Origin of the sequence: Nocardia canadensis, assembly GCF_032656385.1 — a bacterium.
GTDB classification, from domain to species: Bacteria; Actinomycetota; Actinomycetes; order Mycobacteriales; family Mycobacteriaceae; genus Nocardia; species Nocardia canadensis.
The window spans coordinates 1,821,654-1,833,285 of sequence record NZ_JAVCWB010000008.1; the positions used below are offsets into that span (position 1 = coordinate 1,821,654).

11 protein-coding genes are annotated in these 11,632 nt (G+C 71.6%); 3 read left to right on the forward strand and 8 right to left on the reverse strand.

The window, feature by feature from the left end; translation table 11 throughout:
* Positions 1 to 158: 158 nt before the first annotated feature.
* Positions 159 to 1,367, forward strand: a complete 1,209-nt coding sequence (locus Q7X29_RS22275) for a molybdopterin-binding protein (protein ID WP_308248363.1) — start codon at positions 159 to 161, stop codon at positions 1,365 to 1,367.
* Positions 1,368 to 1,376: 9 nt separating this feature from the next.
* Here Q7X29_RS22275 and Q7X29_RS22280 read toward each other — a convergent pair whose 3' ends face one another.
* From Q7X29_RS22280 to Q7X29_RS22295, 4 genes are all read right to left on the reverse strand, one after another.
* Positions 1,377 to 2,189, reverse strand: coding sequence for an IclR family transcriptional regulator (locus Q7X29_RS22280; protein ID WP_218716523.1), 813 nt, complete (start codon positions 2,187 to 2,189; stop codon positions 1,377 to 1,379).
* Positions 2,190 to 2,421: 232 nt separating this feature from the next.
* On the reverse strand, positions 2,422 to 4,701 hold the full coding sequence (locus Q7X29_RS22285) for an ATP-binding protein (RefSeq protein WP_316575271.1): 2,280 nt from the start codon (positions 4,699 to 4,701) through the stop codon (positions 2,422 to 2,424).
* A gap of 85 nt (positions 4,702 to 4,786) precedes the next feature.
* Complete coding sequence (locus Q7X29_RS22290) at positions 4,787 to 6,028, reverse strand: SPFH domain-containing protein (RefSeq protein WP_218716522.1); 1,242 nt, start codon at positions 6,026 to 6,028, stop codon at positions 4,787 to 4,789.
* Positions 6,029 to 6,030: 2 nt separating this feature from the next.
* The gene (locus Q7X29_RS22295; protein WP_218716521.1) at positions 6,031 to 6,462 is read right to left on the reverse strand and encodes an NfeD family protein; all 432 of its coding nucleotides are present in this window, start codon (positions 6,460 to 6,462) and stop codon (positions 6,031 to 6,033) included.
* 142 nt (positions 6,463 to 6,604) lie between these two features.
* Here Q7X29_RS22295 and Q7X29_RS22300 point away from each other — a divergent pair, with 142 nt between their 5' ends.
* Both Q7X29_RS22300 and Q7X29_RS22305 read left to right on the forward strand, forming a co-directional pair.
* Positions 6,605 to 7,420, forward strand: coding sequence for a DUF3097 domain-containing protein (locus tag Q7X29_RS22300; protein WP_316575405.1), 816 nt, complete (start codon positions 6,605 to 6,607; stop codon positions 7,418 to 7,420).
* A 71-nt stretch (positions 7,421 to 7,491) separates the two neighbouring features.
* Positions 7,492 to 8,307, forward strand: a complete 816-nt coding sequence (locus tag Q7X29_RS22305) for a hypothetical protein (protein ID WP_218716519.1) — start codon at positions 7,492 to 7,494, stop codon at positions 8,305 to 8,307.
* Positions 8,308 to 8,313: 6 nt separating this feature from the next.
* Here Q7X29_RS22305 and Q7X29_RS22310 read toward each other — a convergent pair whose 3' ends face one another.
* From Q7X29_RS22310 to Q7X29_RS22325, 4 genes are all read right to left on the reverse strand, one after another.
* A complete protein-coding gene (locus Q7X29_RS22310) occupies positions 8,314 to 8,715 on the reverse strand; it encodes a hypothetical protein (RefSeq protein ID WP_218716518.1) in 402 nt (133 codons plus the stop codon).
* Between the two features lie 112 nt (positions 8,716 to 8,827).
* A complete protein-coding gene (locus tag Q7X29_RS22315) occupies positions 8,828 to 9,898 on the reverse strand; it encodes a hypothetical protein (RefSeq protein ID WP_218716517.1) in 1,071 nt (356 codons plus the stop codon).
* Positions 9,899 to 9,921: 23 nt separating this feature from the next.
* Positions 9,922 to 11,055, reverse strand: a complete 1,134-nt coding sequence (locus tag Q7X29_RS22320) for a hypothetical protein (protein WP_316575272.1) — start codon at positions 11,053 to 11,055, stop codon at positions 9,922 to 9,924.
* Between the two features lie 120 nt (positions 11,056 to 11,175).
* Positions 11,176 to 11,574 (reverse strand): hypothetical protein, encoded by a 399-nt coding sequence (locus Q7X29_RS22325; RefSeq protein ID WP_316575273.1) that lies wholly within the window; start codon positions 11,572 to 11,574, stop codon positions 11,176 to 11,178.
* Positions 11,575 to 11,632: the final 58 nt, after the last annotated feature.

Below are 11,632 nucleotides of genomic sequence, written 5' to 3' on the forward strand. Positions count from 1 at the left end.
CGCGCCGAGGGTGATGTGTCCGAATCCGCACGAGCGGGGCTGCCGCCGGGTGAGCACAACGTCATCGTGGGGCAACTGGCCAGAAAATCGCAGGCAATGGCCGATGCGCACGATGAGTCGGATTGTCGGTGAATTGTGGGCGGAGGCTGGACGTGGTGGTGAGCGCGCGAGCGGGCGTGGTTGTTCCGGCCGTGGGATGTGGGCTGGCCGAGGTGCGCGCACTGATCGCCGCGCGTCTGCGACCGATCGGGGTCAGGGAGCTACCCGTGGCCGACGCGATCGGCGCCACGCTGGCCACCGCACTCACGACCGGCGGGCCACTGCCCCGCGTGGACAGTGCGGCGATGGACGGCTACGCCGTCGCGGGCCCCGGACCGTGGTGGAGCCTGCACCAGCAGGTCCGCTACGCAGGCCGCGGCTGCTCGGTGGTGCTCGCGCCCGGTGAGGCAGTGCGGATCGCGACCGGCGCCGCCACCCCGCTGGGTACCACCGCCACGCTGCGCGACGAGCACGTGGTGCAGACGACCGTCTCGGGCAAGCCGGTGGTGATGCGCGCGCCGGGCGCCCCGGTGCGCGACGACACCCGCCGCCAGGGTGAGCACTGGGACAGCGGGGTCGAGCTGGCGCGCGCGGGCACCCGGGTGTCGGCCGCACTGGCCTCGGCGGCCCTGAGCGCCGAAGCCGAGACCGTCACGGTGCGCGGCCCGCTGCGCGCCGACGTCGTGATGACCGGCGACGAGATCCGCGCGGTCGGCCCGCTCGGCGCGAACGAGACCAGGGACTCCCTCGGTCCGGTGCTGCCCCAGTTCCTGCGCTGCTGCGATATCGAGAGCACCGGCCTGTGGCATCTGGCCGACGGCGAAGACCTGCTGCGCTCCTGGCTGACCCTGAAATCCCACGCCGACCTGGTGGTGATGGTCGGGGCGACCGGGCGCGGCGCCGCCGACCACCTGCGCACCCTGCTGGCCGACCTGGGCGCCCGGATCGTGGTCGAACGCGCCGCCATCCGGCCGGGCGGCTCCACTCTGGTCGCCCAGCTGCCCGACGGACGCGTACTGCTCGGGCTGCCCGGCAATCCGTTCGCCGCGATCGCGGCGCTGCTCGCCATCGGCCCTGCGGTGGTCGATGCCCTGACCCAGCGGACACCGGGGCCCACCATGTGGGGGCGGCTCTCCGACGCCGGCGTGCTCGAAGGGGCCTCGACCCGCCTGGTTCCCGTTCAGCAGCAGACCGGTGGTGTGTGGCGCAGTACCGGACCCGCGCACACGCCGCACCTGGCCGGGCTGATCGGCTGCCAGGCCCTGGCCGTGCTGCCACCCGGCACCGGCCGGGGCACGCTGGTCGAGCTGCTCCCGCTCCCGCACTGACCCCGGGGGCTAGTGCCGGCGCCCGCAGCGCGGAAAGACCGCCCGCGCGGCCTCGTCGGCGACGTCGACGAGGATATGCGCCAACCGGCTCGTGCCGGGTGCGCGCGGCCCACCGAGCCTGCCCGACAGCGACAACGCGGCGACCGCCCCGGGCGCCCGGCCCCGGATCGGCACCGCCACGCACACGACACCGGCGACCGATTCCTCCCGATCGACAGCGATCCCCTGATGACTCCGGACGCGATCGAGCTCGCGGTGCAGTTCGGCCCGGCGACCGATCGTGCGGGGCGTCCGCTGCGGCAGCCGCTCCCGGAACGCCAGCTCGACGACGCTCGGCTCCAACGTGGCCAGCAACGCTTTGCCGACCGCTGTGCAGTGCGCGGGCATCCGGCCGCCGAGCCGGGTGGGGATGCTGTCGCGGGAACGGCCCGCCGCCTTGTCCAGGTAGAGCACTTCGGGACCGTCGAGCACACCGAGGTGCCCGACCATGCCGGTCCGCTGACACACCTCGTGCAGCAGCGGACTCACCGCCTCCCTGATCTCGTTGTGCTCGACCGCGAGCCCGCCGACCTCGAGCGCCCGTGTCCCGAGCCGGTAGCCGCCCGGCGCGTGGGCCAGCCAGCGCAACCGGACCATCTGATCGATGATGCGGTGCACGCTCGAGCGGGGCAGGCCGGTGCGGTCGGCCACCTCGAGCAGCGAGCGGACCGGGTCGGGCCCGTCGAACGCGTCCAGGATCGCCGTCATCCGCTCGATCATGGACGACGGCGGCGGACCGCTGTGCTGCGCGGACCGGGGCTGGACGAGTACGTCGACCGTCATGGGTCACCTCATTTGCCTAGCGATGGTGTCCCCCATCACAGTGCCGTCCCGGTGGTGCGCGGGAATCGCGGAAACTACGGAGATCGCTCGGCGACTACGGATGTTTCCCCCGTCACCCCCGTCCCCACTCTCGGCACGGGGTTGCACTGCGCGCGGATTCGGTCCCACTCAGTGGCAGGCCGGGCCCGCCCTGTGGGACCGCCTGCCCCGTGTCACCGCGACGGTGTCACCGTCAGAGGGAGTTCCGGCTGGCCCAGGCGGCGATCTGGGTGCGCGAGGTGAAGCCGAGTTTGGTGAGGATGTGGTCGACGTGGCTCTCGGCGGTGCGGATCGAGATCACCAGCTCCTGCCCGATCCGGCGATTGCCGTAACCCTTGGCGATCAGGCGCGCGACATCGCGTTCCCGCCGGGTCAGTATTTCCATCCCGCCGGGTTCGGCGGCCGGGGCCTGCGCCGACGAGGTGTCCATCGCGTAGTCGACGGCGTCGTCGAGGGGCAGCGCGGCACCCGCGGCGAAGCACGCCCCGAACTCCCGCTCGCCCAGTGCGGCGAGGACCTGATCGCGCACTCCCCGACCGATGAGCTGGGTCATCGCGTGCGCCAGCCGTTGCGAACTGCCCCGGCGGACCGTCGATGCCACGCCCATCAGGCGGGCCGCGCGCACCAGGTCGCCGTCGGCGGCGGCCGCCCAGGCCAGGCCGTCCACGCTGGTGGCGAGCCAGGCGCACCGATCGAAGAGCTGGAACAGTTCGATCGACCGGCGCAGCGCCGCGACCGCGCTCCGCTGATCACCGTCACGCCACTGCTGGGTGCCGACCGCCCAGTAGGCCAGCCCCCCGAGCAGGTGCGAGCCGTGCTCGGTGGTCACCGCCAGCAGCCGCTCGGCCATGGCACCGGCGATCGGGTCGTCCAGGGCCAGCGCGCAGACCGCGGCGAAGGCCAGGCTCTCCATCTCCACTTGGGGGTGCGCGCACTCGTGCGCGCTCATCGACGAGGCCACCGAGATGTCCAGCGCCCGATGCAGCTCGCCCGCCCCGAAGGCCAGCACCGCGCCCGCCATCGCGGTCTCGACCTGCACTTCGGCCGACCCGGTCTCGACCGCGATCTCGGTACCGGCCCGCACGAATTCCGCCGCCGTGTCGGTCTCGGAGAGCATGGCCGCCATCACCGAGCTCGCGGCCAGCGCCCTGGCCCGACAGACCGTGCGCTCGGTGTCCTTCGCCAGCGCCGCGGACAACCAGCGGTAGCCCTCCAGCAGGAAGTGACAGTGCTCCCAGAACGGCCACAGCTCCGTCGCGATCTCCAGCGCCCGCCGCGCACCGGCCGGATCGTCGAGTGAGAATTGCAGTGCGGCACGGAGATTGGCGTGCTCGCGGCTGACGTCGCGGAACCAGTCGACGTCGGTGGCGCTCCAATAGTCGGTGCGCCCGCGGCACGCGAGCCGGTAGTAGTACTCGCGATGACCGACGCGCACCGTGTACTCGGTGCCGCGTGCCCGCAGCCGGTCCCCGGCGAACTGACGCAAAGGCTCGAGCATCGAATACCGGCCTGCGCCGTCGCTGCCGGGCCCGTAGGCCAGCACCGACTTCTCCACCAACCCCGTCAGCGCGGCCAGCAGCGCGTCCGGCGCATCGACCAGGCAGACCGCTTCGGCGGCGTCGAGGTCGAAGCCACCCGCGAACACCGACAGCTGCTCCCACAGCGACTGCTCGTCGGGAGTGCACAGGTCATAGCTCCAGCGGATCGCCGAGGCCAAGGTCTGCTGCCGGTGCGGCGCGGTCCGCAGCCCGGTGGTGAGCAGACCCATCGCGTCGTCGAGGCGGGTGAGGACCTGTTCGGGGGTGAACATCCGCATCCGCAGCGCCGCCAGTTCCAGCGCGAGCGGAATACCGTCGAGCCGTCGGCAGATGGCGGCCAGGGTCGCCGCGTTGGCCGGGGTCCGCCGGAAGGCCGGGTTCGCCGCGCTCGCGCGATCGACGAGCAGCCGGGCCGCGGGACTGTCGAGCTCGCCGGAGTCCGGGTCGGGCACCGACAGCGGCGCCACCGGCAGGACCTGCTCGCCCGCGACGCCGAGCGGCTCACGGCTGGTCGCGAGGATCCGCAGGCCGGTCGTCGCGGGGATGATCCGGTCCGCGAGCGCCGCGCACGCGCCGATCACGTGCTCGCAGTTGTCCAGGATCAGCAGGAGATCGCGGTCGGCCAGGAAGTCGGTGAGCACGGCCAGCGGGGCGCTGGTGTCATCGCGCAGGCCGAGCTCACGCGCCACCGTCGGAGCGACCAGGTTCTGGTCGCTGACGTGCGCCAGCTCGACCAGCCACACACCGTCGGCGAACGCCCGCTGCACGGCCTCGCCGACCCGCCTGCTCAACCGGGTCTTGCCGACCCCGCCCACCCCGGTCAGGGTGAGCAGCCGGGTACCGGCGAGCAACTGCTTGGCCGTCGCGACATCGTCATCGCGGCCGACGAAGCTGGTCACTTCCGCCGGGAGGTTCCCGGACACACGCCTGCCCACGCCCGCTACTGTCGCACGCGCGCCGAGGCCGGTGGCGGCTTTCGGCACACTCGCGCGCAGGCGGGGGCGGCCGGGACCGCTCGGCTCAGCCGTGGTGCGGCGGCTGCCAGGGACGGCCGTACGGATCGTCCGGGCGCGACGCGGGCGGCTGCTGCTGCGGGGCGATCGGCGGCGGTGTCGGTAGCGGCGAGGGCTCCACCGGCGCAACGGTTTTCGGTCGTGGCGGCTCGAAACCCTCGACGGGGGTGCGAGCGGTGGCCTCGGCGGCGCGCACGGCCTGCTCGATCTTGGGGTCCGACGCGGTCTCGAACCAGTCGGCGACGTCGGAGTCGTCCTCGATCTTCACCGGCGGATGGTCCTCGGTCGACGGCTCGTAGCGGAACACCCCGTCCTCGCCCTTGGTGGCGAAGTTCTGGGCGAAGCCCTCGAGCGCCTTGCCGAAATCGCTGGGCACCAGCCACACCTTGTTGGCGTCGCCGCGCGCCACCATCGGCAGCGTCTGCATGTACTGGTAGGCCAGCAGCTCCGGCGTCGGCTTGCCGTTCTTGATGGCGGCGAACACCTTCTCGATGGCCTTGGCCTGGCCCTGGGCCTGCAGGTAGGAGGCGGCGCGTTCACCCTGCGCGCGCAGGATGCGGCTCTGCCGCTCACCCTCGGCCGACAGGATCGCCGACTGCTTGCCGCCCTCGGCGGCCAGGATCTGCGCCTGTTTGGCGCCCTCGGCCGTCTTGATCTGCGATTCGCGGGTGCCCTCGGCGGTGAGGATCATCGCCCGCTTCTCGCGGTCGGCCTTCATCTGCTTCTCCATCGATTCCTGGATCGACGGCGGCGGATCGATGGACTTGAGCTCGACCCGGGCCACGCGCAGGCCCCAGCGACCGGTCGCCTCGTCGAGGACGCCACGCAGCTGGTTGTTGATCTGGTCGCGGGAGGTCAGGGTCTCCTCCAGCGTCATCCCGCCGACCACGTTGCGCAGCGTGGTGACGGTGAGCTGCTCGACGGCGGCGATGTAGTTGCTGATCTCGTACACCGCGGCCTGCGGGCTGGTGACCTGGAAGTACACCACCGAGTCGATCTGCAGGGTGAGGTTGTCCTGGGTGATCACCGGCTGCGGCGGGAAGGACACGACCCGCTCACGCAGGTCCACCTTCGCGCGGACACGGTCGGCGAACGGGACGAGGAATGTGAGCTGACCGGACACGGTGCGCGAGTAGCGTCCGAGCCGTTCGATCACCGCCGCCTCGGCCTGCGGAACGAGGGCGATCGATTTGAAGACCACCACCACGACCAGCAGGACGAGGACAGCGGCCACGATCAAGGCAACCATTGCTAGGGACCCTTCCAGACGACGGCGGTCGCGCCGTCGATCTTCATCACATAGACGGTCACGCCGGCGTCGTAGACTTCGGTCGGGTCCAGCGGTCGTGCGGTCCAGACCTCACCGCCGAGCTTCACCTGACCCGAATGCGCCGCGACCTGTTCGAGGACGAGCGCCGACTTCCCCGGCAGCGCATCGACATTGGTCGGAATCGGGGGCGGGGAACCGAATTTGCGGCGCAGCACCGGCCGCACCCCGAGGAACAGCACGCCCGCGACCGCACCGAACACCAGCGCGTCGCCCCACAGCGGTAGGTCCGCGGCGGCGCTGATGCCCGCGGTGCCCAGCGCGGCGACACCGAGCATGAGCAGGGTGAGATCCCCGGTGAGCATTTCCGCCGCCGCGAGGACGATGCCCGCGATCAGCCAGACTATTGCGGCCACCATCCCAGACTAGCCGCGATAACGGCTTTCTGGGCGGCCTCGCCGACCCCGGCCGCGATCATGGGGTCCAACCGCTTTCGCGCGCCGCTACCGCCGCCGGCCTGCCCGCGCCTCTAAGCTCGGCCGGGTGAGTGGGCGTGACATGTACGGCGGCGACATCTATTCCGGACACCGGCGGACCAAGAAGACACCGGTGCCGAAGGTGAGCGCCGACCGGGATCTGGTCGTGGAGGACGCGGCGAGCGGATTCTGCGGCGCGGTAGTCGGTTTCGATCGCAGCTACGACGGCGACTTCGTCAAACTCGAGGACGGGCGCGGCGCGGTCCGGCTGTTCGCGCTGCGCGAGGCGGCCTTCCTCATCGACGGCAAACCGGTCACGCTGGTACGGCCGACGGCGACCGCGGCGGCCAAACAGCCGACCCGGTCGGCCTCCGGATCGACGCGGGTCGAGGGACTGCGCGCCCGCGTGGCCAGGACCAGTCGGATCTGGGTGGAGGGCGTGCACGACGCCGCCCTCGTCGAACGGGTCTGGGGTCACGACCTGCGAGTGGAGGGCGTCGTCGTCGAGCATCTGGAGGGGCTGGACAATCTCGGCGGCAAGCTGACCGAATTCGGGCCGGGCCCCGGCGCCCGGGTCGGCGTGCTGGTCGACCACCTGGTGACCGGTTCCAAGGAGACCCAGCTGACCACCGGCCTCGGCCCGCACGTCTTGGTGACCGGGCATCCGTTCATCGATGTGTGGCAGGCGGTGCGGCCCGCCGCGGTCGGTATCGAGGCCTGGCCGACTGTCCCGCGCGGCGAGGACTGGAAGACCGGGATCTGCGCGCGCCTGGGCTGGGGAACACCGCAAGAGGGGTGGCGGCGCGTCTACAACGCCGTCGACTCGTTCCGCGATCTGGAGGCGCCGCTGATCGGCGCGGTCGAACGGCTCATCGACTTCGTCACCGAGCCGGAATAAGTCCACCCGCAGGTCAGACAGGCCCTCAGTGCCCGCACACGATCCCGGGCAAACCTTTATGCTCGATGATTATGTGCTCTCCCAGTGCCACGCTGACGCTGTGGGCCGGCTCCTGGCTGGCCGGTACCAGCGCGCCCGACGACGTCCTGGAGGCACTGCACGCCTGGGCGGCACGACACACGCTGGCCGCGGGTGACCCGGTCACCGGCGGCCGCACCGACCTGCCGTGGACCTCGCGGGGCGAGTCCGTCGGCACCGGAGTCATGCCGCTGCTCAAGGTGATCCGCGAAGCGATGGCACCCGAGGGCGCGCACCTGCGCCTGGTCCTGCCCGCCCCCGGTGACGTGCGCGGGCTGCCGGTCGGCACCGCCTTCGCCGCCGACGCGATCGACGCCGAGGAGGGCCTGCTGCTCGGTGTCCCCGGCGAACAGGGCACCGGTTTGATCCCGCAGTGGGATGACGACGAGACGCTGCAATGGACCGTGTACAGCGTCGACATCCCGCACGTCACCGGGCCCGACATGTCGCTGGGCGAAGCCGAATACACGATGCGCGAGTCCGTCCGCGACGCCGCCGACGCGCTCATGCAACTGCACACCACCTCCGTCGGCACCGGCGACGCGGACCCGCGCGAGCAGATCGAAGCGCAGCTGGCAGCGTACTCCCGGCACGCCTATCCCGACTCGATCCCGTTGCGCGCCAAGCGCATTCTCGACACCGCCGACCATGTGGCCGCGATCCTCACCGTCGCCCAGCACGAGCCCGCGTCCGCGCCGACCTCGGCCAGCGCGATCGGCGCGCACGAGTCGCTGCTGCGGCCACTGTGGAACACCATCAGGGAAGCCCGGCTGGTGGCGGTACACGCCGCCGCCGGGCCCGCCCGCTAGCCGCGGTCAGCGCCGGTAGGGCTGCTGATACTGCGGCTGTCCCTGGTACGGCGCGTACTGCTGCGGATACGGCATCGGCTGCTGCGCCGGGTACGGCTGCGGATACTGCGCCTGCGGATACTGCGGCGGGTACGGCTGCTGTTGCGGGTACGGCTGCTGCTGCGGGTATCCGTGTGGCTGCTGGTACTGCTGCGGATACGGCTGCTGGTACTGCTGCGGCGGCATCTGCTGGGGCGCACCCGCATTCGAGCCGCTGCTGAGCTTGCGGATCACCACGACGGCGACGATCACCACGACGATGATCAGGATGGTGATCCACAGCCAATCGGGCAGGCCGATCCCGACGCTGGTTCCCCCGCCACCACCGCGGCGGGCCAGCACACCGTCCGGCATGTGGGCATGATTCATCGGGCCTCCCCCGTCTCGAACATCCACCTTCCCTCGAAGGTCTGCGCGCAGATGCTAGCGCAGCGGATATCCGAAGTGGCAAGCGCCGGTTCGGAATCCGTTCACCTCGCGCTCAGCGGCAATCGTGGGCGGGTGGGACGGCGCCCGGGGGAAAGAAGTCGATCCGGCTGGCCTCCGAGCGCGGCAGCAGGAAGGCGACCCCGCCCGCCCGATTCCAGGACTCCGGGAGCAGCAGGTACTGATTCCCCGACTGCAGAACGAGTTTGAGGCCGTCGTAGCGGAAGTGGTAGGCGGTATCGGGCGCGGGGCAGGTGAGTTCGGTGACGCCGGGAGCCGCCAGACCCAGGCGCTTGTCCGAATACACCGAGACACTGGGCTGGTCCGGGAACTGCGCGACCTGCTCGATCGCCCGTCCGGTGCCGACCGCCGCCGAATAGTCTGCGACCGCCCAGAACAAGCCGACCCCGACGAGCGCGAACACCGCACCCCACTCCCCCGCGGTGAGCACGTCCCCGACCGGTTCGGCACCACCGCGCGCGGCCCGCCGCAACCGCACCGCGGCGACGACCAGCACGACACCACCGACCAGACACAGCCCCGGCGCCCCGACCAGCGACCGCAGCGGGGTCGCGACAACGATGCTGACCAGTCCGGCGGCCACGAGCACACACCCGACCACCATGGTCACACCCACCAGCCGACGACGCTGCGCCTCACTCAGCCGCGGCACCACGAACTCCCGGAACACCCTGCGTCCCAGCAGATACAGCAGGAACAGACAGGCCCCAGCCGCGAGCGGAATGAACAGCGAATCCTGACTCCGCATCAGATAGTCCTGCGTCGTCAACCCGATCGTCGTCGAGTTCACGCCGAAGTAGTCGAAGAACCAGAAGGCGTGCGACCACCCGAAGAAGAACAGCAGCGCGGTCACCAACGTGGTCGGCGCGGCGAAATTGCGGACCATCGGACCGAGGCGGGACAGGCCGGTCTCGGCGGGCGGCGGGGCCGGGGCACCCGGGGCCGGGGTCGAGACCGGCGCGTCGGTCGTGGGGGCCGCCGCAGGCGCGTCCGAGGCGGGGACGGGGGTGGAGGTAGGGGCCTCCGTGGTGAGGGTGGGTCGCGGTACACCGTTTACCCGGTGTGTGCTGTTTCCGGGGTCGGCCGGGGTGGTGTCTGTGCTCATGTCGTCCTCCTTTGCCTCGCGGTTCAACCGCCGGACGGTGCCGGTGAGACTTCGGTGCCGCCGGTGTCCGCAGGGCCGTTCAGGGTGTCGTCTCCGAGGCGGGAGCTCGTGTTTCCAGCGGTTCCGCTGCTGTCGCCCGGCCCGCCGCCCGAAGTCCCGGCGCCCGTTCCACCGGTCGTCCCCGAGCCGGGACCGGTTGTCTCGCCGCCGCTCGTACCCCCGCCGTTGCCGGCACTGCCGCCCGTCGAACCGTCGCCGCCGCTAGTGCCGCCGGCGGCCCCGCCTCCACTGGTCGTCTCGCCGGGCGTCTCGTCTCCCCCAGTCGTTCCCTCTCCGCCGGGCGTTCCGCCACCCCCAGTCGTTCCCTCCCCGCCGGGTGCTCCGCCTCTGCCGCTGCCCGCTGTTCCGTCACCGCCGGTCCCGCTACCTGCGCCGCCACCACCGGTGGAACCACCGCTGCCGGCCGGGCCTGCGCCACCGGTTCCGGTGCCGCCGTTGTCGTCGGTGGTCGGGCACGGCTCGCTACCGGACAATTGCACCGTGACCGGGGTGCCGGGGTCGACGGTTCCGTTGGACGGCGAGAGCCCGCTGAAGGTACAGACGCGGGCGTCCGGGGTTCCCAGGACGAAGGAGAGTGCGAGGCAGGTCGGGTCGTGTCCGGCCTCCTGGCAGGCCGTGGCGACGGCGGCTTCGATCCGGCCCTTCAGCTCCGGGGTGAACGGGCTGCCGATTTCGGTGAAGGACGGGATCTTGACCGGGGAACCCTTCGCCTGGTTGCCACCGGGCTTCTTCGCGGGCGCCGGGCCGCCGCCGGGAGGCCGGGCGCCGGGACCGACCGGGCCGCCCGGTGCGCTCCCACCACCGGCCTCACCGACCGGACCGCCCGGGGCCCCGGCGCCGTCGGGAGCCGACTCACCGCCGGGTGACCGGCCACCCGGTGCGGTCGCCGACTGCTGATCGGCGGTCGCCGAGAGACCGGGGTCCGAGGGGCCGGGCGAGCGCGAATCGGCCGCGGGCCGCACACAACCCACCGACAGCGACACGACGGCGGCCACCGCGGCCAGTACCACGCCGCAGCGGATACGGCCGGTGGGCCGGCGGATGCCGGCCCGGGGGCGGGCTCGAGCCGGATCAGGTCGAACGGGGTCGCGTCGCATCGTCCTCTCCTGTCGTGCAGGTGGGACGAGAATGCGCCGGGCGGGCGAGGGAACGCGCGAGTACCCGACTACTCGACTATCCGGTCCGCGATCAGGTGCGGCGAAGCGGCAAGCGCTGGTTCAGAATCCGCCGAGCGCGGCCTTCAGGTCGGGGACGTCGAGCACCACCAGGGTGTCGTCACGGACGACCGGACAGGTCTGAGTGGTGACGGTGTCGACGATGTGGCGATTCCAGGAGAGCGCGGCGTTGGCGGTGGTGTCCTGCACGGTCCACAGCTTCATCGCGCCGGTGAACGCCACCCGGGCGACCCGGGGGCCCAACGCCTTCCAGGTGCCCTGCTGACCGTCGAGGATCCCGCAGAGTTCGTCCACCGAGGCCTGCGAGATGGTGGGTTCGGTGGGGACCGGGCCCGCGTCGCCGTACCCGGAGTCGTCGCCGCAACCGCTCAGGCCCAGTGCGGTCACGGTCAGCACGAACAGGGCAGCCACCCGGCCGCGGTGGAGCATCGTCGAACGCATCGGAATACCTCCGATCTGTCGAGCACAACTCCGCAAAGCCTACTCCCCGGACCCGGGC